23 protein-coding genes are annotated in these 23,694 nt (G+C 60.0%); 12 read left to right on the plus strand and 11 right to left on the minus strand.

What is annotated here, in order from left to right:
• Positions 1 to 8: 8 nt before the first annotated feature.
• The 3 genes from LJ738_RS03875 to LJ738_RS03885 all read right to left on the minus strand — a co-directional run bounded on the left by LJ738_RS03875 (position 9) and on the right by LJ738_RS03885 (position 3,005).
• Positions 9 to 827 (minus strand): DUF937 domain-containing protein, encoded by an 819-nt coding sequence (locus tag LJ738_RS03875; RefSeq protein WP_227785000.1) that lies wholly within the window; start codon positions 825 to 827, stop codon positions 9 to 11.
• 347 nt (positions 828 to 1,174) lie between these two features.
• Positions 1,175 to 2,506, minus strand: coding sequence for an OmpA family protein (locus LJ738_RS03880; RefSeq protein ID WP_227785001.1), 1,332 nt, complete (start codon positions 2,504 to 2,506; stop codon positions 1,175 to 1,177).
• Between the two features lie 160 nt (positions 2,507 to 2,666).
• Positions 2,667 to 3,005 carry a tetratricopeptide repeat protein gene (locus tag LJ738_RS03885; protein ID WP_227785002.1) on the minus strand — a complete coding sequence of 113 codons (339 nt, stop codon included), beginning with the start codon at positions 3,003 to 3,005 and terminating at the stop codon, positions 2,667 to 2,669.
• A gap of 83 nt (positions 3,006 to 3,088) precedes the next feature.
• Between LJ738_RS03885 and LJ738_RS03890 the strand changes: the two genes are divergently transcribed.
• The 4 genes from LJ738_RS03890 to LJ738_RS03905 all read left to right on the plus strand — a co-directional run bounded on the left by LJ738_RS03890 (position 3,089) and on the right by LJ738_RS03905 (position 6,426).
• On the plus strand, positions 3,089 to 3,829 hold the full coding sequence (locus tag LJ738_RS03890) for an electron transfer flavoprotein subunit beta/FixA family protein (RefSeq protein WP_227785003.1): 741 nt from the start codon (positions 3,089 to 3,091) through the stop codon (positions 3,827 to 3,829).
• 126 nt (positions 3,830 to 3,955) lie between these two features.
• A complete protein-coding gene (locus tag LJ738_RS03895; RefSeq protein ID WP_227785004.1) occupies positions 3,956 to 4,933 on the plus strand; it encodes an electron transfer flavoprotein subunit alpha/FixB family protein in 978 nt (325 codons plus the stop codon).
• Between the two features lie 211 nt (positions 4,934 to 5,144).
• Positions 5,145 to 5,780 (plus strand): bifunctional nuclease family protein, encoded by a 636-nt coding sequence (locus LJ738_RS03900; protein ID WP_227785005.1) that lies wholly within the window; start codon positions 5,145 to 5,147, stop codon positions 5,778 to 5,780.
• Positions 5,781 to 5,907: 127 nt separating this feature from the next.
• A complete protein-coding gene (locus tag LJ738_RS03905; protein ID WP_227785006.1) occupies positions 5,908 to 6,426 on the plus strand; it encodes a YfiT family bacillithiol transferase in 519 nt (172 codons plus the stop codon).
• A gap of 56 nt (positions 6,427 to 6,482) precedes the next feature.
• On the opposite strand, the gene LJ738_RS03910 is transcribed toward LJ738_RS03905, so the two are convergent.
• Together LJ738_RS03910 and LJ738_RS03915 are read right to left on the minus strand one after the other, a co-directional pair.
• Positions 6,483 to 7,298 (minus strand): ABC transporter ATP-binding protein, encoded by an 816-nt coding sequence (locus tag LJ738_RS03910; RefSeq protein WP_227785007.1) that lies wholly within the window; start codon positions 7,296 to 7,298, stop codon positions 6,483 to 6,485.
• A 128-nt stretch (positions 7,299 to 7,426) separates the two neighbouring features.
• Complete coding sequence (locus LJ738_RS03915) at positions 7,427 to 8,158, minus strand: MlaE family ABC transporter permease (protein WP_227785008.1); 732 nt, start codon at positions 8,156 to 8,158, stop codon at positions 7,427 to 7,429.
• Between the two features lie 100 nt (positions 8,159 to 8,258).
• Here LJ738_RS03915 and LJ738_RS03920 point away from each other — a divergent pair, with 100 nt between their 5' ends.
• A complete protein-coding gene (locus tag LJ738_RS03920) occupies positions 8,259 to 8,981 on the plus strand; it encodes an SDR family oxidoreductase (protein WP_227785009.1) in 723 nt (240 codons plus the stop codon).
• 15 nt (positions 8,982 to 8,996) lie between these two features.
• Here LJ738_RS03920 and LJ738_RS03925 read toward each other — a convergent pair whose 3' ends face one another.
• Positions 8,997 to 9,794: a GIN domain-containing protein gene (locus LJ738_RS03925; RefSeq protein ID WP_227785010.1), complete on the minus strand. Its 798-nt coding sequence runs from the start codon at positions 9,792 to 9,794 to the stop codon at positions 8,997 to 8,999.
• Positions 9,795 to 9,821: 27 nt separating this feature from the next.
• Here LJ738_RS03925 and LJ738_RS03930 point away from each other — a divergent pair, with 27 nt between their 5' ends.
• From LJ738_RS03930 to LJ738_RS03950, 5 genes are all read left to right on the plus strand, one after another.
• The gene (locus LJ738_RS03930) at positions 9,822 to 10,514 is read left to right on the plus strand and encodes an SDR family oxidoreductase (protein ID WP_227785011.1); all 693 of its coding nucleotides are present in this window, start codon (positions 9,822 to 9,824) and stop codon (positions 10,512 to 10,514) included.
• A 114-nt stretch (positions 10,515 to 10,628) separates the two neighbouring features.
• Positions 10,629 to 11,537: a gliding motility-associated ABC transporter ATP-binding subunit GldA gene (gene gldA / locus LJ738_RS03935; RefSeq protein WP_227785012.1), complete on the plus strand. Its 909-nt coding sequence runs from the start codon at positions 10,629 to 10,631 to the stop codon at positions 11,535 to 11,537.
• Positions 11,538 to 11,653: 116 nt separating this feature from the next.
• Positions 11,654 to 12,379 carry a gliding motility-associated ABC transporter permease subunit GldF gene (gene gldF, locus LJ738_RS03940; protein WP_227785013.1) on the plus strand — a complete coding sequence of 242 codons (726 nt, stop codon included), beginning with the start codon at positions 11,654 to 11,656 and terminating at the stop codon, positions 12,377 to 12,379.
• Positions 12,379 to 14,109, plus strand: coding sequence for a gliding motility-associated ABC transporter substrate-binding protein GldG (gene gldG / locus LJ738_RS03945; protein ID WP_227785014.1), 1,731 nt, complete (start codon positions 12,379 to 12,381; stop codon positions 14,107 to 14,109). Before gldF ends, gldG begins: the two co-directional genes overlap by 1 nt.
• Positions 14,110 to 14,144: 35 nt before the next feature.
• Positions 14,145 to 14,774, plus strand: coding sequence for a ferric reductase-like transmembrane domain-containing protein (locus LJ738_RS03950; RefSeq protein ID WP_227785015.1), 630 nt, complete (start codon positions 14,145 to 14,147; stop codon positions 14,772 to 14,774).
• A gap of 11 nt (positions 14,775 to 14,785) precedes the next feature.
• On the opposite strand, the gene LJ738_RS03955 is transcribed toward LJ738_RS03950, so the two are convergent.
• Complete coding sequence (locus tag LJ738_RS03955; RefSeq protein ID WP_227785016.1) at positions 14,786 to 17,974, minus strand: WD40/YVTN/BNR-like repeat-containing protein; 3,189 nt, start codon at positions 17,972 to 17,974, stop codon at positions 14,786 to 14,788.
• Between the two features lie 319 nt (positions 17,975 to 18,293).
• Here LJ738_RS03955 and dnaN point away from each other — a divergent pair, with 319 nt between their 5' ends.
• Together dnaN and gldC are read left to right on the plus strand one after the other, a co-directional pair.
• Positions 18,294 to 19,418, plus strand: a complete 1,125-nt coding sequence (dnaN, locus tag LJ738_RS03960) for a DNA polymerase III subunit beta (protein WP_227785017.1) — start codon at positions 18,294 to 18,296, stop codon at positions 19,416 to 19,418.
• Between the two features lie 137 nt (positions 19,419 to 19,555).
• Positions 19,556 to 19,891, plus strand: a complete 336-nt coding sequence (gene gldC, locus LJ738_RS03965; protein ID WP_196281767.1) for a gliding motility protein GldC — start codon at positions 19,556 to 19,558, stop codon at positions 19,889 to 19,891.
• Between the two features lie 70 nt (positions 19,892 to 19,961).
• On the opposite strand, the gene LJ738_RS03970 is transcribed toward gldC, so the two are convergent.
• From LJ738_RS03970 to hemL, 4 genes are all read right to left on the minus strand, one after another.
• The gene (locus LJ738_RS03970) at positions 19,962 to 20,510 is read right to left on the minus strand and encodes a DUF4890 domain-containing protein (RefSeq protein ID WP_227785018.1); all 549 of its coding nucleotides are present in this window, start codon (positions 20,508 to 20,510) and stop codon (positions 19,962 to 19,964) included.
• Positions 20,511 to 20,640: 130 nt separating this feature from the next.
• Positions 20,641 to 21,180, minus strand: coding sequence for a dCTP deaminase (gene dcd / locus LJ738_RS03975; protein ID WP_227785019.1), 540 nt, complete (start codon positions 21,178 to 21,180; stop codon positions 20,641 to 20,643).
• 60 nt (positions 21,181 to 21,240) lie between these two features.
• On the minus strand, positions 21,241 to 22,104 hold the full coding sequence (locus LJ738_RS03980) for a DUF4813 domain-containing protein (RefSeq protein WP_227785020.1): 864 nt from the start codon (positions 22,102 to 22,104) through the stop codon (positions 21,241 to 21,243).
• Between the two features lie 141 nt (positions 22,105 to 22,245).
• On the minus strand, positions 22,246 to 23,544 hold the full coding sequence (gene hemL, locus LJ738_RS03985; RefSeq protein WP_227785021.1) for a glutamate-1-semialdehyde 2,1-aminomutase: 1,299 nt from the start codon (positions 23,542 to 23,544) through the stop codon (positions 22,246 to 22,248).
• Positions 23,545 to 23,694: the final 150 nt, after the last annotated feature.

Raw genomic sequence — 23,694 nt, forward strand, 5'->3', positions numbered from 1 at the left:
CCTACTGCCTAACCCCGCAAGCCACTACCGCTAATATCACCGGCAACCCGACCCGCTGTGAAGGAACCCGCGCTGGCTCGGGAGCCGCCCGTGGGGCTGGCCACGTCCGCCGCCGGCAGGCCCCACACCAGCAAGCAATACCGCACCAGCACAAAGCCAATAAACGGCACGAGCAAATGGTACCACCGGCTTCTGAGGCTGCTCGCGGCAGTTGGCCGGGCGCGCGAAGCCGACAATTTGGCGCTGGCAACTGGCGCAGCCCAATTTCCTAATCGGCCCAACCGGAGCACGCCTGTGAGGCCGTAGAGGCCGGCGGGCATCAAGCTGCGCACCTGTCCTTTCAGCCCCACCAGCAGCCAAGCCGTGCCTGTTGCTTTGAGATTATAGCTGCTGGCGTACTGGCCCAGCAGGGCGGGCACCACCACTCCTGCCGTGCCCAGCAAGGTCTTGGCCGAGCTGGGCTTAATGCCCGCATACACACTGACGGAATCGGCAATTGTGCCGGTATTTGTGCCAAACAAATTGGCTAACAGGCAATCACCCTGTATCATGGCGCCGCCCAGGGTGTCACCGCTGCCCACGATGCCCAGCAACCCGGTCATGGTGCTGCAGTGGGCACTGGCCGTGCGGCTGGCATTTTGGCTCAAGTCGTACACCAGTTGGGCTTCTCCCGCTCCTGCCTTTTTTATCAGTCCGGCCAATACCACTGGCACGAGGCCGCCTAATGCTTTGCTGACACCATTTTCAGCCTCGCCGAGCCGGCTGGCAATGTGGCTTACCAACTCCCGGGAGAAAGTAGCCTTGATGATGTCGAGCAAACCTGTCATCGCTGTGCTAGAAAAGTACGGTATTTGAAAGCCAAGTCATTCAGCCTTTCATTAGCGAAATAAGTAAATAATAAATAAACATAGTTATAATATATGACAAACGTGTTATTATTCACGCTCAACATGGGCCAGCGCTACTCCAATGCATTATTTAATGTTAGAATCAATTAGTTTCACTTAAGTAAGTTCACTGGCAAAGTCTCGAGAACAGTAGCGGTAGCAATGGCTTGAGCTACTTCCGCATTAAAGACCTTAAGTTGAGCTAAAATCCATTACTGGATTGAACACCAAAAGGCCCCGCCGTATGCTGGCGGGGCCTTTTGTTATTAAGTAGAATAGCTAAACTCCTATTTCGCCGTTACCCGCACGTCTACGCGGCGGTTTTGCTGGCGGCCTTCGGGCGTGCTGTTGCTGGCCACCGGGTGCTCGGGGCCGTAGCCTTCCGAGGCGAGGCGGTCGGCCGCAATGCCCGCGGCCACGAGGCGGTTTAGCACCGTTTTGGCGCGCTCACCCGACAGCCGGCGGTTCAGGGCTGCATCCCCACGCGAGTCGGTGTAGCCGCCCAGCTTCAGCTTCACGGCGGGGTACGCTTTGAGGATGGCCGCCAGGTTGTCGAGCTGTTCCTGCGAGTCGGGCAGCAGCTCCGCACTGGCCGTTTTAAACAGCAGGCGGTCGAGCGAGAACCACGTGGTTTTGTCCACGGGCCGCGACTTGTCATTAATAAAGGCCACCAGCTTGCTCTCGACCCCATTCGCGGGGGCGTTGATGGTGCTGCCATCCCGCAACTTGATGGCCGTCATGGCGCCCAGCTTAGCCCAACCGGCTTTCAGTGCTGCCGAGGCCGAATCGAGCCCAGTGCTTACGGCCGGGGCCACAGGCTTCGGCAGCCCATTGGTCGTGTCGACCATGGGAGTGGTTTCCGTGGTCGTCGTGGTGGTAGTGGTTTTGTTGCAGCTGCGCGTGAAAAAGAACAGCAGGGCCAGCACTGCCAATGCCCCCAGAATGAGGGGCCAGCGCGTGCCGCCCCCGCCGGGAGCCGGGGTTATTTGGCGCCGCGGCTCTCCAGCCGGATTGGTCATGGCCGAGCCCAGATTCCCCCCGGCACCAGCCGCCGCACCGCCCATGCGGCTGGCGGCCGCGCCCAGGCCACCCAGCAAAGCACCCATGCCACTGGGCAGCATGGCCATTACCTGGTCCTTCAGCCCAATAAGCATAGAACCCATACTGCTGGCGTTCAGGTTGTTTTGCTTGATGTGGCGACCTAGCAGCGCTGGCACCGCCATGCCCGCCAAGCTCAGCAGCGAGCTGGCCGAACCCGAACTGATGCCCGCGTGGCTACTGAGCGGAGTGGCCAGGTTGGAGGCCTGCCCCCCAAAAATCGAGGTCAGCATGTTTCCCGCTTGCGGGCTGCCGGCGTTGCTGCCACTCAGCATCCCCAGCAGGCCCGTGGGCGCCCCCAGGCTGCTGCCGTGCTGCTGATAGGCCGTCTGCGCCATACTGAAGACCGACTGCGCCCCGTCGCCGCCGCCGACTTTCTGGATAAGCCCGGCCAGCACCAGCGGCAGGGCGGCCGACAGCCCTTTGCTCACCCCGCCCTGGTTTTCGCCCAGGCGGCCCGCCAGTCCACTGACCAGGTCGGGCGTAATCAACGCCTTGATGGAGTCAAGTAAATTATTCATCGGAAATGGGAAAAATGGTGACGCTTAACCGGCCCTCAGAGGCCAGGAGTGCGTACTAAAATAACCATTTTACCTTATACTTTTCCGATTTATAAATTAAGCATAACACTATCTACCAATGGCTTTACTATAATAATCAAGCAGTGAAGCCATCGATTGCTTAATCATCTTCGTAGTCCAGTCCCAGGCACTTGTTGAGGGCTTGCAGCAGCTCGCTGGCGGCGTGCTGCTGGCCGGCCTGGCGCGCTACTTTCAGGCCATCGCGGTAAACTTTTTCGGCCTCGTCCTTCTTATCAAATTGCTCGAGCAGCTTGCCGGCATGGTAGTACGTGCCCACATAATCAGGATGTTCGGACAGTAGTTTTTGGTAAAATCCCCAGGCCCGCTCCGGCTCCTGCGCCCGGTATTCCGTGGCCAGGGCATATATGGTAAAGGCGTCGGTGGGGTCGTCTTGGTAAAAGGCGAGTAGTTGCTGCAAACGGGTGGATGGCGTGTTCATTCGGGGCGGTTTCAGGTTATCTTTGCGCCAAAATTGCGGTTTTTCCGCGTGATTTCTCCTTTCTCTGGTTTCAGCCCGCTTGCATGAAATTCCTCGTTTGCATTAGTAACGTGCCCGACACGACCACCAAAATCACCTTCACGCCCGATAACAAGGAGTTTAACAAGGCTGGTGTGCAGTTCGTGATTAACCCCTGGGATGAATACGCCCTCACCCGCGCCATTGAGCTGAAAGAGGCTGCCGGCAGCGGCACGGTCACCGTTCTCAATGTAGGCGAAGCCGATACCGAGCCCAACATCCGCAAGGCCCTGGCCATTGGCGCCGACGACGCCATCCGCGTCAACGCCGCGCCGCAGGACGCCTTTTTTGTAGCCGAGCAGATTGCGACCGTGGCCAAAGAAGGTGGCTACGACGTGATTTTGATGGGTAAGGAAAGCATCGACTACAACGGCTTCCAGGTGCACGGCATGGTGGGCGAAATGCTCGGCATCCCGACCGTGGCCCCGGCCATGAAGCTCGACATGAACGGCAACACCGCCACGCTGGAGCGCGAAATCGAAGGCGGCAAGGAGATTGTGACCGTGAACACGCCCTTCGTGGCCTCCTGCCAGCAGCCCATGTGCGAGCCCCGCATCCCCAACATGCGTGGCATCATGACGGCCCGCACCAAGCCCCTGAAAGTGGTGCCCGCCGTGGGCGAACCCGCTCGCACCACCGTGGCCGAGTTTGCGCTGCCACCCAAAAAGCAGGGCGTGAAGCTCATCCCCGCCGAAAACGCCGGCGAGCTCATCAAGCTGCTGCGCAACGAAGCCAAGGTTATCTAATAATCATCTGTCATGCTGACGCTGGAAGCATCTTATCACGGTTGCGCTCGTCAGAATCACTAATTCATTGCGGCGCGGACGGGACAAGGTCCTTCGCTCCGCTCAGGATGACAAACAAGAAAAATTATGTCAGTACTAGTTGTAGTTGAATGCGCCGACGGCGAAGTAAAAAAATCTTCGCTTGAAGTCGCTACTTACGGCGCCGAAGTGGCGGCCATGCTGGGCACCACCGCCACGGCCATTGCCGTGGGCGAAGCCACCGAGGCCAACCTGGCCAAGCTCGGCGAGCAGGGCATCACCAAGGTGCTCTACGATGCCGAGCCGCGCCTCAAGGATTTTGTAAACAACGCTTATACCAAGCTCATTGCCACCGCGGCCGAGCAAGAGCAGGCCAAGGTGATTATCCTGGCCAACTCCAACATTGGCGCGGCGGTGGGTTCGCGCCTGTCGGTGCGGCTCAAGGCCAGCCTGGCGACGAACGCCGTGGAGCTGCCCAAAACCGATAACGGCCAGTTTGTGGTGCGCCGCGGGGCCTTCTCCGGCAAGGCGTTTTCGGACGTGGTACTGAGCGGCGAGCGCAAAATCATCGCCGTTAAGAAAAACTCGACCGAAGCCAAGCACGAAGCCGGCAAAACCGCCGAAGTGCAGAGCTTCACAGCTCAACTCACCGATGCGGACTTTGCCGATGCCCCCACCCAAGTGGTGATGCAGGACCAGGCCGGCGGCATTCTGCTGCCCGAGGCAGACCGTGTGGTATCCGGTGGCCGCGGCATGAAAGGCCCCGAGAACTGGCACCTCATTGAGGACCTGGCCAAGGCGCTGCACGCGGCCACGGCCTGCTCCAAGCCCGTTTCGGACGTGGACTGGCGCCCTCACCACGAACACGTGGGCCAAACCGGCATCACCGTATCGCCAAACTTGTACATTGCCTGCGGCATTTCGGGGGCCATCCAGCACCTGGCCGGCGTGAACAGCAGCAAGGTGATTGTGGTCATCAACAAAGACCCGGAGGCGCCGTTCTTCAAGGCTGCCGACTACGGCATCGTGGGCGACGTATTCGACGTACTGCCCAAGCTGACTGCTGCGGTAAAAGAATTGGGCTAATATTTTTTTCTGGAATTGGGGACTTAGGCACTTTGTTTTCGTAAGAAAACGGCTGCTTAAGTCCCCAAATCTTTTATCATGCGGCGGGCCTGGGCTCAATTCTGCGGTGGATAGCCGGACTTTTCTTTAGTTTGCACCTACATCCCTGCCCAAGCTGCTTCAGGCGCGCCGCCCTCCTCCTAAGTCCCAAGACCCACAGTTCCCCAGTCCCTTGAAAAAAATCCAGCTTGAAATCCTGGGCCTTTCGTCCAGCCAGTCGCAGTCTGGCTCCTTTGCGCTGATTTTGGGCGAGAAAGGTGGCAACCGCCGCCTGCCCATCATCATCGGCATGTTCGAGGCGCAAAGCATTGCCATCCAAATCGAGAAAATCAGCCCCAACCGTCCGCTTACCCACGACCTGTTCAAATCGTTTGCCGAGCACGTGCACGTGGTGATTCTGGAAGTGGTGATTTCTGATTTGAAAGAGGGCGTGTTCTATTCGCGCATCGTGTGCTCCGATGGCGCCACCACGTTCGACATCGACGCCCGTCCTTCCGATGCTATTGCCATTGGCCTGCGCTTCGGAGTGCCCATTTTCACCGTTGAAAGCGTGCTCAGCGAAGCCGGCATCATCCTTTCGGACCTCGACGAAGCCGAAAGCGAAGCCGAAGAAGAGGAGGATGAAGACGAAGACGAGGATAACGACACCGACGCGCCCCGCCCCAGCCGGGCCCAGCCGGAAGCCCGCGAACCCAGCGGCCAAGTATCGCTGGACGAGCTAACCAAAATGCTGGCCCAGGCCCTCGAAAAAGAGGATTACGAAAAAGCCGCCAAAATCCGCGACGAATTGAACAAGCGCAACGGGTAACGCTGCGCTTGATGAGGAATTAAGAATGAGGAATTGGGAGTTTGCTTCCGGTTCCTCATTTTTTTGAGCCAGCCGGCTGCTTTATTCCTTTCTCCCCAATTCTTTATTGCTAATTCTTAATTAAAAAATGGTGAACCTCAGCTACCCCATCGGGCAGGCCCAACTGCCGGAAGGCGCCCTCACTCCTGCCGAGCGCACGGCCCTCATTCAGCAGCTTGCGGACTTGCCAGCTCAACTCACGGCCGTGGCCCGGGCGGTGGGCGGCGTGGGCCTGGAGCGCCCCTACCGCCCCGGCGGATGGAACGGCCGGCAGGTAATCCACCACCTTGCCGACTCGCACCTGAACAGCTACTGCCGCTTCCGGCTGGCCCTCACGGAGCAGAACCCCACCGTGTGCCCCTACGACGAGCAAGCCTGGGCCGAGCTGCCCGACGTAGCTGCCACGCCCATCACGGTGTCCCTAACGCTGCTGGAGGCCCTGCACACGCGCTGGGTCACGCTGCTGCATCACCTCAGCGACGAACAATGGCAGCGCACGTTCTACCACCCGGGCACCAAGCGCGATTTTACCCTCGACCAAGCCCTGGCCCTTTACGCCTGGCACGGGCAGCACCACCTGGCCCACCTTAAGGCCTTGCAGCAATAAGCAAATGGCCCGCCCGGCAATGCCGGGCGGGCCATTTCAGTTCGGAGTAAGTTGGGCTAGATGCCGCCGCCGTGGTTCACGGATTCGGTGAGGGCGGCCAGGCCACCGACGGATTCGTCGTCTACTTTTTTGGCGGCGCGCACCAGGGCGCTGCTGAAGATAAACTCTTGCAGCTCGGGTACTTCGGCGTTCAACACTTCTTCTTTGGTGCCGTCCCACAGCTTTTTGCCCTGGTGTAGGAAAATGATGTGCTCGCCAATCTCAATCACGGAGTTCATATCGTGGGTCACGATGACGGTGGTGATGCCGTACTCGTGGGTGATTTCGCGGATCAATTCGTCGATTTTGATGCTAGTAGCCGGGTCCAGGCCGGAGTTGGGCTCGTCGCAAAACAAGTAGGTGCAGTGCGGAGCAATGGCGCGGGCAATGCCCACGCGCTTCTTCATACCCCCCGAAATCTCGGCGGGCATCTTATCGCCGGCTTGTTCCAGCCCCACGCGCTTCAGGCAAAACTCTACCCGTTCGCGGCGCTCTTCGGGCGTCATTTCGGGGGTGAGCATCTGCAGCGGGAATTCCACGTTCTGGGCCACCGTCATCGAGTCGAACAGGGCCGAGCCCTGGAACAGCATGCCGATTTTGCGCCGGATTTCCTGGCGGATGTCAATCTTGCTGTTGGTGTACACCGTGCCGTCGAAGGTAATGGAGCCAATGTCGGGCTTCATCAGGCCCACAATGCACTGCAGCAGCACACTTTTGCCCGTGCCCGAGCCGCCGAGCAGCAGGTTGCACTTGCCGGTTTCGAACACGCACGAAATGCCTTTCAGCACGGGCGTGCCGTCGAACGATTTTTCAATATTGGATACTTCAATCATCGGATGAGAAGCTAAAAATCAATTATTGGGAGCTGGAGGCGGGCAGCGAAAGGTCAGCACTGGCATCGAGTACCAAGACGCGGATAAGCATAAAATACCTTGCGCTTGCTTTTCCCGCTCGTTGTTTCTCAGAGCAGCAAAGCAGCCAGGGCGAAGTCGGCGACCAGAATGGCGATGATGGAGTTGGTAACAGCCCCGGTGCTGGCCGCGCCTACTTCCAGGGCCCCGCCGGTGGTGTAGTACCCTTTGAAAGACGAAATGCCCGACACGAGGAAGGCAAACACCACGGCTTTAATCAAGGCAAATACGATGTTGTAGGGAATAAAATCGGTGCGAATGCCTTCGATGTAGTCCTGGGCCGTCATGACGCCGGTGAGCGTGCCCGCCAGATAGCCGCCAAGAATGGAGAGCCCCATGGCCAGAATAACCAGCAGCGGGAACATGAGCAGCGCCGCAATAATGCGCGGCAGCACCAGGTAAGACGTAGAATTGATGCCCATAACCTCGAGCGCCGACACCTGCTCGGTGATGCGCATGGTGCCCAGCCCACCGGCGATGCTGCTGCCCACCTTGCCCGCCAGCACGATGCTGGTGATGGTGGGCGCCAACTCCAGAATGGTCATTTCGCGCACCATGTAGCCAATGGTGGACTGCGGAATCAGCGGATTGGTAAGGTTGTAGGCAATCTGCACGCAGGTTACCGCCCCGATGAACGCCGATACGATGGAGACGATAAGAATCGAATCAACACCGATAAGAATGGCCTCGTCGATGGTCCGGGTCCAGAGCACGCTGAAGCGCTCCGTGCGCGTGACCATGCCGCGCAGAAAAAGGACGAACGAGCCTAGAGTTTTAAGCATTGGGGAATTGTTGAGAATAAAAACCGAAGTTTGGGCGGTCGTGTTGCTACAGTCGAGTGCCTGCGCAACGCCGCACCTTACGTAAAATCACGCAGAGAGAGTGCAAACGAGCGAAAAATTAATTGTCGTCACCGGCGGCAGCAAAGGTATCGGACGCGCCTTAGTGTCGCGCTTCCTGCGCGCGGGGCACCCAGTGGCCACCTGCGCCCGTTCGGCCGCCGATTTAACCACCCTCACAACCGAGTTGGCCGCCGATGTTCCCGGCGCACGGCTCCACACCTTGCCGGCCGACTTGAGCCAGCCCGAAGACTGCGCCCGCTTTGCTGCCTTCGTACTTGAGCTAAATCTGCCGATTGAAGTACTGATAAACAACGCCGGCGCCTTCATCCCCGGCCGCCTGCAGGACGAGCCCGCCGATGGCTCGCAGCTGCGCCAGATGCTGGCCGTGAACCTGCTCAGTGCCTACGACGTGACCCTGCCCCTGCTGCCGGGCCTCATCGCCCAAGGCCGGGGCCATATTTTCACCATTTGCTCCACCGCCAGCATCACGGCCTACCCCAACGGCGGCTCCTACGGCATTGCCAAGCACGCCCTGCTCGGCTTTACCAAAAACCTGCGGGAAGAGCTAAAGCCCAGCGGTGTGCGCGTGACGGCGGTGCTGCCGGGTCCCACCCTCACCGCCAGTTGGGAAGGCGTGGACCTGCCCACCGAGCGGTTTGTCCAGGCCGAAGACGTGGCCGAAGCCGTGTTCTCGGCGTTTTCGCTTTCGCCGCACGCCGTGGTGGAAGAGCTGCTGATTCGGCCGCAGCTGGGCGACTTGTAGGAATGGCCAGCGAACTTATTCGCGCTTCTGTCCCCCCTTGCCAGTCACTTTGATATCGGTATAAATCGGCGAGCCGCTGTAGTAAAACGTGCCATTGCCGGCCACGGTGCCGCCCACCGCTTCGGTAGCGCGGACGTGGGCCGCGCCGTCGCTGTCGCGCGTCATGTTGAAGTAGCAGATGCGCGAGGCCAGGTCGTGGGCGAACAAACGCCCGGAGCCGCCGAGGGTGAAATTGAAGCCGTCGGTGCTGCCGCGCAGGTTTACATCGCCCAGCTCGTATAAGTCGAGGTACACCTGGCGGGCTTTCAGGGTGAGGTCGAAATCGCCGGCTCCTACCAAATGGAAGAAGATGGTGTCCTTCACAAACTCGCCCACGGTGCTCACGTTGCCCTGCCCGCGCAGAAACACGTTGGTGATACGGGGCAGGTGCAGGGTTACTTCGCGGGGCGTGTCGTAGCTGCGGGCCCAGTTGCAGCTGCTGGTGTTATTTATTTCCAGGCTGTTGCCTTTGCGCGTGAACTCAATGTCCGTCATCAGGTTTTCGCCGGTGCGCACTTCGGCGTAGGTCTGGGTGTCCTGCACCAGGCGCAGGTCCACGTTGTCGTAGGCCGTTACGGTTACGAGGTCGGGGGCTACTTCGCGGCGTTCGGTGATGACGGTGCCCGTGCTTTTCAGGCAGTCGGTGCCGTGCCCGGGGCCGCAGGTGCTCAGGCCCGCCGCCAGCGCCGCCCCCAGCCCCGCGCGCCCCAGCCGCTTCATCTTCCCAAACCCCCTTGTGCCGCTAACTTGCGGCCGCAAATTCGTATAGCGCATTTGCATTCTTAATTTTCTCAAAGATAAATGGACCTCACCGGCAAAGTAGCCATCGTCACGGGCGCGAGCAAAGGAATAGGACGGGCCACCGTGGAAGCCCTGCTGGCCCGCGGAGCCGCCGTAGCGGGCTGGGGCCGCACCGCCCCCGAAGGCCTGGTGCACGACCAGTTTCAGTTTTTTGAATGCGACGTGCGCGACGAAGTAGCTGTGGCCGAAGCCTTCACCAATACCATGCGGGAGTTGGGCCCGGAAATTCACGTGCTGGTAAACAACGCCGGCGTGGGCATCATGGGCGAAGTCGATGGCTTCAAATCCGAAGACTGGAAAGCGATGTTCGATACCAACGTACACGGGGTTTTTCTGTGCACCCGTGCCGTGCTCCCGCAGATGAAGCGCCAGCACCAGGGTCACATCGTGAACGTGGCCTCGCTGGCCGGCACGGCGGGCACCGCCGGAATGTCGGGCTACTGCGCCACCAAATTTGCCGTGCGCGGCTTTTCCGATGCGCTGTTTAAGGAAGTACGGCCAGCCGGCATCCGCGTCACGTGCGTGATGCCGGGCTCGGTAGAGACCCATTTCAACGGCAACCAGCCCGGAGCCACGCCCGACCCGCATAAAATGACGCCCGAATCCGTTGCTGCGGCGATGGTGCACGCCATTGAAGCCCCGGACACGACCATGATTTCCGAAATTCAGCTGCGTCCGGCGCAGGTTAAATAATTCAAAGCCTTTATGGCCAACTGGAAAGGTGTTTTGATGAGCTTTGCAGCGGCGGCAGCCTGCATTCTCACCTTTCTATTACTGGTGAGCAGAGTCGGTGACCAATAAAAAAGCATGGTAGAAATAGAACACCTGACCAAAACCTACGGCACCCAAAACGCCGTGGACGACATCAGCTTCACGGCTGGCAAGGGCGAAATCGTGGGTTTCCTGGGGCCAAATGGCGCGGGCAAAAGCACCACGATGAAGATTGCCACCGGCTACCTTCCTCCTACCTCCGGCACGGTGCGCGTGGCCGGGCACGACGTGCTCACCGAAAGCCTGGCCGTGCGCCGGCACGTGGGCTACCTGCCCGAGCACAACCCGCTCTACCTCGACATGTACGTGCACGAGTACCTCGAATTCATCGGTTCGGTGCACGGGCTGCGGGGTTCCGGCTTGCGCACGCGCGTGGCCGAACTGGTGCGGCGCGTGGGCCTGAGCCGCGAGCAGAACAAGCAAATCGGCGCGCTCAGCAAGGGCTACCGGCAGCGGGTTGGGCTGGCCCAGGCCCTCATTCACGACCCGGACGTGCTGATTCTGGACGAGCCAACCACCGGCCTCGACCCCAACCAGATTCTGGAAATCCGGCAGCTCATCCGGGAAGTGGGCGAAGACAAAACCGTCATTTTCAGCACCCACATTTTGCCCGAAGTCACGGCCCTGTGCTCGCGCGTGCTCATTATCAGCCGGGGCAAGCTGGTGGCCGACAGCCCCGTGGCCGAGCTGGCCGCCCGCGCCGCCGGCGAAACCGTGGTGCGCGCCGAGTTTGAAGGCACCGTGGCCCCGGCCCTGCTGGCCAAGCTGCCGGGCGTGCGCCACGTCGAAACCGCGCCGGATGGAGCCATCCTGCTCCGCACCGCTCCCGGCACCGACCCGCGCGCGGCCGTGTCGCGGCTGGCTGCGCAGGAAGGCTGGATATTGCTGGGCCTGCGGCAGGAGCAACAGAGCCTGGAAGAGGTGTTTGGGGAATTGACGAAATAATCTGCTGTCATGCTGACGCAGGAAGCATCTTATCGCCGCTGCTTACGTCAGAAATACTAATCCATGCTGCGCTAGCCTGATAAGATGCTTCGCGAGCTCAGCGTGACAAGAACCCTATGCTAACAATCCTTCAAAAAGAATTCAACGCCTTCCTGAACTCCCCTGTGGCCTACGTGGTGCTGGGCGTGTTTCTGATTGCGACCGGCCTGTTCGTCTGGGTTTTTCCCGACAGCAGCGTGCTGGACTACGGTTACGCCGACCTGCAAACGCTATTCAATCTGGCCCCGTGGATATTCCTGTTTCTGATTCCGGCCATCACCATGCGCACGTTTGCGGAGGAAAAAAAGGCCGGCACCATTGAGCTGCTCCTCACCCGCCCGCTCACCGATGGACAGATTATCGGCGGCAAGTACCTGGCCTGCTTTCTCCTGGCCTTGCTGGCCCTGATTCCGACGCTACTGTATTACTTCTCGGTCTACAAGTTGGGCAACCCGGAAGGCAACATCGATTCGGCCGCCACGGTGGGCTCGTACCTGGGACTGGCGCTGCTGGCGGCGGTGTTTGCGGCCATCGGCATTCTGGCCTCTGCCCTCACGCGCGACCAGATTATTGCGTTTCTGGTGGCGGTGGTGGGCTGTTTCCTGGTGTACTCCGGGTTCGATTCGCTGGCGTCGGTGCTGGAAGGCGGCCCGGCCTACTATGTGAGCCAGCTGGGCATTGCGGCGCACTACCGCGACTTGAGCAAGGGCCTGATTGACTCGCGCGACTTGGTTTATTTCTTCAGCGTGGTAGCGGTGGCTTTGCAGGCCACGCGACTGGCCTTACGCAGCCGGAACTGGTAATGGAAAATACGTTGAATGATGCGCCGCTTGCGGCTCCTGTAGCGGCCTCGCGCAAGCAGCGCGACCTGCTTTACTTCGCGGCCATTCTTGGCCTCCTGCTATTGATAAACTTCGTGGCGCAGCGCTTTTTCTTCCGCATCGACATGACGGAGGAGAAGCGCTACACGATGTCGCCAGCCACCAAAACGCTGCTGCGCGAACTCAAGCAGCCGGTTACCATCACGGTGTACCTTACCGGCGATTTCCCACCCGCCTTCCGCCGCCTGGAGCAGGGCGTGCGCGAAACGCTGACCGAGTTCCAGGTGTACGGCGGGGCCAATTTGAACTACATTTTCATCGACCCCAGCGCCGCCAGCACCGAGGCGGCCCGCAACCAGTTTTACGCCTCTCTCATCAAAAAAGGCTTGAAGCCCACCAACCTCGGCGCCACCGAAAACGGCAAGCGTGTGGAGAAAATCATCTTCCCCTGGGCAGTGGTAAGCGTGGGCGGCCAGGACAAAAACGTGCTGCTGCTGCGCGGCAACCAAGCCGCTGCGGCCGACGTGCGGCTCAATCAAAGCATTGAAGGGCTGGAGTATGAGCTGGCCAGCACCATCCGCGCGCTCGTGCCCGGGCTGCGCAAACGCATCGGGGTAATTGAAGGCCACGGCGAGCTCAGCAACGCCCAGGCCGGCGACATGCTCAGCACCTGGCAGCAGCAGTACGACGTGTACCGCGTCACGCTTAGCAAAGTGCCTGACTTGCGCGCCCTCGATGCCGTAGTGGTGGCCCAGCCCAAGTCGCCCTATTCGGAAGACGACAAGTTCAAGCTCGACCAGTTCATCACCCAAGGCGGCAAGGCGCTGTTCTTTGTAGATGCCCTGAGCGTAGACCTCGACAGCGTGAGCCGCAACGGCGTGGCGCTGGCCACGCCCTACAACCTCAACCTCGACGACCTGTTTTTCAAGTACGGCCTGCGCGTGAACCAGAACCTGCTGCTCGACCTCAACTGCGGCCAGATTCCCCTCGTGACCGGCATGGAGGGCAATAAGCCCAAAATTGAGCCAATGCCCTGGCAGCTCTACCCGCTCATCAACAAGTTCAGCCCGCACCCCATCACCCGCAACCTCGATGCGGTGTATCTGAAATTCACGGGTAATCTGGATACCGTGAAGGCCGTGGGCATCCGCAAAACGCCGCTGATGACCACCTCGCGCTACACCCGCGTGCTGCCCGCGCCCGTGCCCATCAACTTCAACGACGCCCGCCTGGAGCCCAACCCCAAGCTGTACCAGAAAGGCTTCCAGCCGGTGGCTTACCTGCTCGAAGGCCAGTTCCCCTCGCTCTTTGCCAACCGCGCCCGGCCCGGCACCCTGCAGTTCCAGCCCGAAAAATCGCCCAACGGGAAACCCAGCAAAGTGCTGGTTATTTCCGACGGCGACTTCATCCGCTCAGAAATCGACCCCAAAACCGGCAACCCCTACCGCCTGGGCTTCGACCGCCTGGCCAACACCGAATTTGCCAACCGCGAGCTGGTGCTGAACGCCACCGACTACCTGCTCGACGAAACCGGCCTCATCTCGGTGCGCGGCAAGCAAATCACCCTACGGCCCCTGGATAAGGTGAAGCTGGCCGAGCAGCGCCGCCGCTGGCAGCTGCTCAACCTGGGCGCCCCGCTGGCCTTACTTGGGCTGTTTGGCGCCGTGCGGGCGTGGCGCCGGAAGCGGCGCTATGCGCACTTCGCGGTCTAACAACGTTGATTCGCGATTGGCTCACTTTTTTGCCCATGGATATTTCCCTATTGGACCTTTCATCGGCGGCGGGCTTGGTGGCCACCGTGGTGCTCACCGCCAACTTTCTGCTGGGCATGATGCTCGGCACGGCCTACCGGAAGTCGTGGTATTGGAAGAAAGCCCCGCCCTTCGTGAAGCGCATTCCGGTGGCCGACGTCCACAACTGGACGGCTTACGTGGCCCTGGCCGTGGCCGTCGTGCATCCGCTGTTGCTGGTGGTCGATAAAACGTCAAAGTTCACGCTGGTTGACGTGCTGTTTCCCCTGCATGCTCCAAACCAGCGGCTTTTTGTGGCCTTGGGTGCCCTGGCATTTTACGCCTTGGTGCTCGTGGTGCTCACCTCGCAGGATGGCATCCGGAAGCGCATGGGGTTTCGCGCCTGGAAAAACGTGCACCTGATTTCCTACGCCACCGCCCTGCTGTTCGTGGTGCACGGCGTGGTGATGGACCCGCTGCTGAAGGACCGGCCGGTAGATTTCTTTGATGCAGAAAAAGTGCTGAGCGAAGGCTGCGCCCTGCTGCTGCTCGTGGCCACCTGGTTCCGGTTTCGGTACCAGATGGCCAAACGAAACGCACTGGCTAAGCAGACCTTGGCCCCAATTGGTGAGACGGGCAAGCGGTAATTTTAGCTGCGCTACAAGCTGCTCGGCGGGGCCGGGGCAGGCGCTTTCGGGAGCGTGATGGCGTCCACGCTCTTGTCGCGGATGAGCTTGTTGAGGGCAGGAATGTCCTGCTCCTTTATCATTTTAAACTGGCTGAGCTGCTGGTTAATCTGCTCCAGCACCTCCTTCTTGAAGGCCTCGGCCTGCTCGGTGGGCCGGTAGCTGCCATTGCCAACTTGGCTGGCCAGGTTCGCCAGCTTGTTGTTGAGCTGAATGGGGAAGTTGAGCGGGTCCTGGTCGCTCTTATTTTTGGTCTGGTACAGCAGTTCCTCAATCTGGGTCATTCTCTTCTCAATGGCCCCGGCCGAGTCCACTACGTCCTTGGCGTTGGGCTGGCTTTTCAGGGGCGCCGTGATGGTGCGGAGCTGGCCGCGAATGGTGCGGATGTCCCGAATGGCGTCGTGGGTTTCCGTGAGCTTCTGCTGCACCTCGCGCAGGAAATCAAACTGCGCTTTCAGGTCTTCCGGCGTGACTTTGCTGCGGGGGTCGGGCAGCACCACAAAGTCGGTTTCCTGGATTTCCTGGTTGAGCGTGAGGCGGGCTTTATAGGTACCGGGCACGGCCTTGGGGCCCTGCGTGCCCCCGCCCCATAGGATGAGGCCCTCGAAGCGGCTGGCGTCGGGGTAGCTCAGGTCCCACACGAAGCGGTTCAGGCCCTTGCGGGTGGGCAGCAGCTCTCGCTTGGCCTTAGCTTTTTCTTCCTTGGTAAGGTTTTTATCGCGCAGGTCGCGGTCGGTGTTAGCAAAGGTGCGGATGAGCTTGCCGCTGGCATCCAGAATTTCCAGCTTCACGGCGCTGGTCGAGTCCTTCTTTTGGGCCAGGTAATAGTAGAGCATCACGCCGCCGGGGTGGTTCTGGCCGGCCGTTTTGGGAATATCGGGCGTGCCGCTGCCTTCCATCTTGTAGCTCGGCGTGGGCGTGTACAGGTGGAATTTGCTGGCCACCACCGGCGCGCTCAGCTGGTGCAGGGGCGTTACGTCATCAATCAGCCAGAAGCCCCGGCCCTGGGTGGCCGCAATCAGGTTGTCGTTCTTGAAGGTGAGGTCGGTGATGGGCGTGGGCGGCAGGTTGAGCTGAAACGGCTGCCACTGCGCGCCATCATTAAAGGAAATATACATACCGTACTCGGTGCCGGCGAAGAGCAGACCGGGCCGCTTGGGGTCGGCGCGCACCACACGGGTGAAGTGGGTATCGGGAATGCCGGTGGTGATTTTCGTCCAGGTTTTGCCGTAATCGGCGGTTTTGTAGAGGTAGGGCCGGAAGTCGCCCGACTTGTACATGGTGGCCGCCACGTAGGCCGCCCCCTTCAGCGTTGGGTGCGCCTCGATGCTGTTTATCTGAATCCAGTCGGGCAGGCCTTTGGGAGCCAGTTTAGCCCAGGTTTTGCCGTTGTCGCGGGTCACATGCAGCAGGCCATCGTCCGAGCCCGTCCAGATAACGCCGGGCTCTACCGGCGATTCGGCGATGGCGAAGATGGTGCCGTAGTATTCCACGGCAGTGTTGTCTTTGGTGATGGGGCCACCCGACGGGCCCAGCGTTTTGGGGTCGTTCCGCGTCAGGTCGGGGCTGATGACTTCCCACGACTGACCCTCGTTGGTGGTCACGTGCAGGTGGTTCGAGCCGGCGTATAGCCGCTTGGGGTCGTTGGGCGAAAACAGCAGCGGGAAATTCCACTGAAAGCGGTACTTCATGCCTTCGGCGCCGTGGCCCATGGGGTTGTCGGGCCACACATTCACCATGCGTTCCTGCTCGTTGGCGTGGTCCACGCGGGCCAGGTAGCCGTCGTAGCTACCGCCGTACACGATGTCGGGGTTCAGGGGGTCCACGGCCAAGTGGGCGCTTTCACCGCCGGCGGTGCTCTCCCAGTCGCGGTCGCCGATGGTGTTGCCGCTGCTGCGGTGCACAATGCGCACGGTGGAGTTGTCCTGCTGCGCGCCGTAGATGCGGTACGGGAAGTGGTTGTCGGTCACCACGCGGTAGAACTGGCCGGTGGGCTGGTTGCCGTAGGTGGTCCAGTTCTGGCCGCCATCGGTGCTGATTTGGGCCCCGCCGTCGTCGGCAATAATCATCCGGCTGGGGTTTTCGGGGGCAATCCACAGGTCGTGGTGGTCGCCGTGGGGCGCGTTGCTGGCCGCGAACGTGCGCCCGCCGTCCTTGCTTTTGTGGTACGACACGTTCATCACGTACAGCACGTCGGCATCTTTCGGGTCGGCGTAGATGCGGGTGTAGTACCAGGCGCGCTGGCGCAGGTTGCGGTCGTCAGTAAGCTTGGCCCAGTGCACCCCACCGTCGTCGGAGCGGAACATGCCGCCTTTTTCGGCTTCCACCAGCGCCCAAACGCGTTGGGAGTTCACCGGCGACACCGCCACGCCGATAATGCCCAACGTACCCGTGGGCAGCCCTTCGGCCCGTGAAATATCGGTCCAGGTGTCGCCGCCGTCGGTGCTTTTCCAGAGGCCCGAGCCCGGCCCACCCGACGAGAAGCTGTAGGGGGTGCGCCGCACGTTCCAGGTGCTGGCGTATAGAATGCGCGGGTTCGAGGGGTCCAGGATGAGGTCGACAGCGCCAGCGTCGGGGTTGGCAAACAGCACCCGCTGCCAGTTTTTGCCGCCGTCCTTGCTGCGATACACCCCACGCATCTCCCCGGGCTTATACAAGTCGCCCATTGCCGCCACGTACACCAGGTCGGGGTTTTTGGGGTGAATGCGGATGCGGCCGATGTGGCGAGAGTCCTTCAGCCCAATATTGCTCCAGGTCTTGCCCGCATCCAGCGACTTCCACACCCCGAAGCCCGATGACACGTTGCCGCGCACGGTTTGCTCGCCTTCGCCGGCATAAATCACGTTCGGGTCCGATTCGCTTACGGCCACCGCTCCCACCGAGCCGCCAAAGTATTTGTCGGTGATATTGGCCCAGGAGCCGCCGCCGTCGGTGGTGCGCCACACCCCGCCGCCGGCCGTGCCCATGTAGTAGAGGTTGGGGTTGCCGGGCACGCCCGTCACGGTGCCGGCGCGCCCACCCCGGTACGGCCCAATGGAGCGCCACCGCAGGCCGTTGTACAGTACCGAGTCATACACTACGGCCGTGCCCTTAGTGGCCTTGCTGCGCCCGCCAGCCTTACGTTGAGCTACTGCCGCGGGCCCAAGCAGCAGCAAAACCATGAGGACAAATAAACCGGTTTGAAGGGTTGAGGTTGGCTTCATAAGAGAATGAGTGGGAATTGCTTTTCGAAGCTAAGGAAGTCAGCAATAGCGCCCGCCAGCCGCCAGACGCTTAGCGCTCCACAAGGTATTGCCGTATTCTTTCTCAGCAAGCAGAAACGCGTCGCAGCCCCTTCCAACTAGCAGTACTACATAGACCGGTTGTTGCGCATATCAGCATCGCCAAAATTCTTAATTCACTCCTCTCCCTACGTCACTTCCAAAGCCCAACCCCGCCACGTATCTTTGCCGTCCCTCACTCAACGCACAGGCCTTTCTTATGAAATTTATTGTTTCGTCCTCCGCTCTGCTCAAGCAGCTGCAAAGCATCAACGGCGTGGTTACGAACAACCCCGTGGTGCCCATTCTGGAGAACTTTCTTTTTGAGATTGAGGCCGGTAAGCTGACCATCACGGCCTCCGACCTGGAGACCAGCATGATTACCGAGCTGCCGGTAGAAGCCCGCGAAACCGGCCGGATTGCGGCCCCGGCGCGCATCCTGCTCGACACCCTGAAGAACCTCCCCGACCAGCCCGTGACCTTCACGCTGGACGAGGAAACCTACACCATTGAAATTAGCTCTTCCAACGGCCGCTACAAGCTGGCCGGCGAGAACGCCGCCGACTTTCCGCGTGTGCCCGTGGTGAAGGGTTCGGCCCCGATTGAGATGCCGTCGTCGTCGTTGGCCCGGGCCATCAACAAGACCATCTTCGCGGTAAGCACCGACGAGCTGCGCCCCGCCATGACCGGCATTCTGGTGCAACTGGCCGACAACCAGGTAACCTTCGTGGCCACCGACGGCCACCGCCTGCTGCGCTACCGCCGCCAGGACGTGGGCGCCGGCCAAACCGCCAACCTCATCATCCCGCGCAAAGCCTTCAACCTGCTGAAAGGCACGCTGCCCTCCGAGGCTACGCCGGTGAAGATGGAGTTCAACCAGAGCAACGCCTTCTTCAGCTTCAACCAGATGCGCCTGGTGTGCCGCCTGATTGACGAGCGCTACCCGGACTACGAAAACGTGATTCCGGTGAGCAACCCCAACAAGCTCATCATCAACCGCGCTGAGCTGCTCAATTCGGTGCGCCGCATCAGCATCTACTCCAACAAGACCACCCACCAGGTGCGCCTGCGCCTGGCCGGCTCCGAGCTGGTGGTATCGGCCGAGGACCTGGACTTCAGCAACGAAGCCAAGGAGACCCTCACCTGCCAGTACGACGGCGAAGACATGGAAATCGGCTTCAACGCCCGCTTCCTCCTGGAAATGCTTTCCAATATTGACTCCGAGGAAATCACCCTGGAGCTGAGCACGCCCAACCGCGCCGGCCTGCTCATGCCCACCACTCCGGACGACAACGAAAGCATCCTGATGCTGGTGATGCCGGTGATGCTCAACAACTACGTTTAGTAGATTTTTTACCTCCGAACGTCATGCAGGGCGGAGCGAAGCATCTTTACTGCAATAGTATTTAAGTACTTACGCGGTAAAGATGCTTCGCTCCGCCCTGCATGACGTTCTTATTTTATTGTTTCGATACACCCAAGATGAAAAAATCAGAAATCCGCTTCAGCATTGCCCTCGACGAAAACAAAGTCCCCGAGGCAATTAGCTGGTCGGCCACCGATGCGGGGCCGGACATCCACTTCGCCAAAGCCATCAACATTGCGCTGTGGGACCGGGAGCAGGTAGGCACCATGAAAATTGACCTCTGGACCAAGGACATGCCCGTCGATGAAATGAAGCGCTTCTGCGTGGACAACATCGGCTCCATGGCCGAAAACATTGTGACGGCTACCGACGACAAGGAAATGGCCGCCAAAATGCGGGCCCTCTGCAAAGAGCTGTCCGATTACCTCGACAAACAAGAGCAGGGTCGCTAAGCCTCTGCCCCAACAAAAAAGGCCCGTCGCAAATAGCGACGGGCCTTTTTTGTATTTAGAATCTACTTGCTTAGCGAGCGTTCCGGCCAAGGTTACCAGCCGGCCGACTGGTCGGCTTGGCTTTGGTGGGGGCAATAACGGCATTGTTGGCCCGGGCCGGCGCAGGGTTCTGCACGGCCTCCGTCAGCAAGATGCTGGCCGACTGTGAGGCATAGTCCTTATCGTACTTATAGTAGGTGGAGCGGGCACTAAAGTAGCTGGAGTATTGGTCGTTGCTTAGCACGTCCTGCAGCTCCTTGTCGCGTTCCTTGCACACGCCTTTGCACTCTGCGTCAATCACGGCCGGGTTGCCGGCGTTCTTGCGCTCAATGGCCGCCATCTTGGCAATTTTATCGTCGTTGATGGCGCGGAGCTTACCCGCCTGATACCCGTTCAGGTGCAGGTCGCGCACCATCTGATTGCTGAGGCGAGCGGCTCGGGCCTCCACCGCATTGAGACGGGGGCTGGACTGGGTTTTATCCTGTAACTGAACCGTGGAAGCAGTCGGGGCTTGCTGGGCAGAAGCACCACCGGCCAGAAGCGCCAGCAGCATAGAAGCAAAAGCTTTTTTCGTAGTCATCGTCGTAGGGGTTTTGGTAACACGCTTACGCAAGGACCGGGCCAGCGTAGCCGAGCCCAGTGAGCATTAAACGATGAAAACGTACCCCTGGTTCGAGCTTAGGCCCGCCCACCCAGCTCCGGCCCCATTACTACCAGGTGTTCTTCCACATCATTGACTCCACGGGCTTGTCGGTCCGGTCGTTGTATTTAGCGTTCAGCTTGCGGTTGTAAAAGGTGTTGACATTGCCTTGCACCGTGAAGTAAATCAGCTGGCCAATGGGCATGTAACGGTACACCCGCACGGGCATGGACACGCTGATTTCCAGGGTCCAATGGTTGCAAAACCCAACATCGCCTTTGCCGGCGGTGGCGTGAATGTCGATGCCCAAGCGGCCCACGCTGCTCTTGCCTTCGAGGAAGGGCACGGTGGCATGGGTCTCGGTGTATTCCTGGGTTACGCCCAGGTACAGCGTGCCGGGCTGCAGGACAAACCCCTCGGTTTCGGGGATTTCAAAAACATCGATTTCGTTGTGCTTTCGGGCATCCAGCACCTCATCGCGGTAAGTGGCGAGGTATTGGCCAAGGTGCACATCGTAGGAATTGGTACCCAGGCAGCTGCGGTCGTAAGGCTGAATAACAATGGTGCCTTTTTCAATTTCCGCAAGTATTTGCTGGTCGGTTAAAATCATTAGAACAAGTTGGGCTGAATTTGAAGGGCTGAACTACTCCGCGGATGCAAATTCAGGGGGTTAATCGTCGTCGTGGCGCGAGGGGTCGGCAGGCTCGAAGTCGTCTTCGTCCTCCTCGTACCGGTCTTCGCGCAGGCCCTGCGAGCGAGCCGGCCGCAGGCGGCTGGCTATGCTGCGGGTTTCGGGCTCAGGTTCCGGCTCAGCCGACAGGTTGTTCACGCGGCGGCTCAGGCCCGGCAGCACAGTGGTGATGAGGTACAACAGCAGCAGCGTGCTGGTGAGGCTGAGCAGCAACGTGAAGTAGTCGAGCCAGTCGTGGCGCGGGGCGGCCCCGGCATCAGCCGCAGACTGCGATGAGAGCGGCTCTTCGTCGTTAGAAGCCGAGGTAGTCGGCGCGTCTTCGTGAGTAGTGAGGGGAGCGGCCATGGCCGCTTCGGGCTGGGCATCCACGTCGGCCGGGGGCACGGCGGCTACTTCTTCGGGCGCACCCGACGCATTAAATTGAGCCGTGGCTTGCTGGATAAGGCGCTGCTCGGCGCGTACGAGGGCCACCCGCTCATCGCGCGGCAGGTTGTGAATAAAGAATTCGAAGTTCTTATCCAGCAGCACCGACTTGAGCTGTTTCTCAAATTCGGCCAAGGTGTTAGGGCCATTGCCGTAGCGGTTCTTATACCGTTCGGCAATGCCGTTGTAGTTCATGAACAGCTGCTTGAGCGGAGCATTGTTGCCAAACCCATCGAAGCTGCGGCGGGCGGCCGCCGTACGCAGGGTGATGGGGAATTTGCCCCGGGCGAACGACTTGTCATACACCGTTTCCATGGTGCGGAAGTTGAGCTCGTCGATGGTTTTATCAAAGAGGCGCTTGTTGGCCTCGGCGGGGGTTTCGGCGTGGGCCAGCTGCGCCAGCACCATTAGCAGAACCAAAAGAAACTGTTTTACCATGAGACAAAGGTCGCTGGAATATGAGCGCAAGGTTTCGCAAAGTGGAAAATTAAGTCTCGCGGAGTCAAAAGCGAAGAGTAAAGTCTCCGCGGACTTATTTTTTTCAGCCTGCGCCCCTTTGCGCTAAAGTCCGTGGGCTTCTATCAACGACTCCCGACAGGCCTTTAGGTACATCTCGACGAGCTCGTCGGTAATGGCCGTGGACACAAATAAGGCTTCGAATTGCGATGGCGCCAGGTAGATGCCGCGGTTGAGCATGGCGTGGAAGTAGCGACCGAACGCGGCAGTGTCGCACTTTTTGGCATCTTCCAGGTTGGTCACCGGCTCGGAGGCAAAGAAGATGCTGAACATGGAGCCCACGCGGTTCACGGTGTAGTTCAGGCCTAGGTCGGCGGCAATCTGGCGGGTGCCGTCGGCGAGGCGGGCGCTGCTGGCTTCGAGGGCGGTGTAGAGCTCAGGGTGCTCATGCAGGTAGCGCAGCTGGGCCATGCCCGCGGCCGTAGCCATGGGGTTGCCGGACAGCGTGCCGGCTTGGTAGACTTTACCAGCGGGCGCTACCTGGTTCATAATATCCTCGCGGCCGCCGTAAGCGCCCACGGGCAGTCCGCCGCCAATGATTTTGCCCAGCGTCGTCATGTCGGCTTTGATGCCGTAGAGCTGCTGCGCACCGCCGGGCGCGAGGCGGAAGCCGGTCATCACTTCATCAAAAATGAGGACGATGCCGTGCTTGGTGCAAAGAGCGCGCAGGGCTTGCAGGAAGCCTTCGGCGGGGGCTACCAGGCCCATGTTGCCTACTACGGGCTCCAGAATCAGGGCTGCTACCTGGCCGGGGTTGGCGGCTATCAGCGCTTCAACGGCGGGCAGGTCGTTGTAGGGAGCGGTGAGGGTATCCTGGGCCACACCGCGCGTCACGCCGGCCGAATCGGGTTCGCCGGCGGTGAGGGCGCCGCTGCCAGCCGCAATCAGGAAGGCATCGCCGTGGCCGTGGTAGCAGCCTTCAAATTTGATGATTTTGGCCCGGCCTGTAAAGCCGCGCGCCGCCCGAATGGCCGACATGCAGGCCTCGGTGCCGGAGTTTACCAACCGTACCTTTTCGATGCTGGGCACCATCTGCCGAATCAACTCCGCCATCTCGACCTCGCGCTGAGTGGGTGCTCCGAAGCTCAGCGAGTTGGGCAGGGCTTTGGTCACAGCATCGAGCACCACTTGCGGTGCGTGCCCCAAAATCATGGGGCCCCAGGAATTGATGAAATCAACGTAGCGGTTGCCGTCGACGTCGGTGAGCCAGGCGCCCTGGGCGCTTTGCATAAACACCGGCGAGCCGCCAACCGACCGGAAAGCCCGCACCGGCGAGTTTACCCCACCGGGAATAAGGGGTTTAGCACGTTCGAATAAGGCAACGGAAGTGGTGAGGTTAAGCATATTTGGGGTGACTGTCGAAAGAGAATTATTAAAAGCTTTCATAGTGTGAAGAGCATCACGGTTGGGGTAGTTACTCAATCGTCTGTCATGCAGAGCGCAGCGAAGCATCTTCTCACCGCATAACGAATCGTTCACACCTGACAAGATGCT

It is taken from the genome of Hymenobacter plasmatis (assembly GCF_020711255.1).
Taxonomy (GTDB): domain Bacteria; phylum Bacteroidota; class Bacteroidia; order Cytophagales; family Hymenobacteraceae; genus Hymenobacter.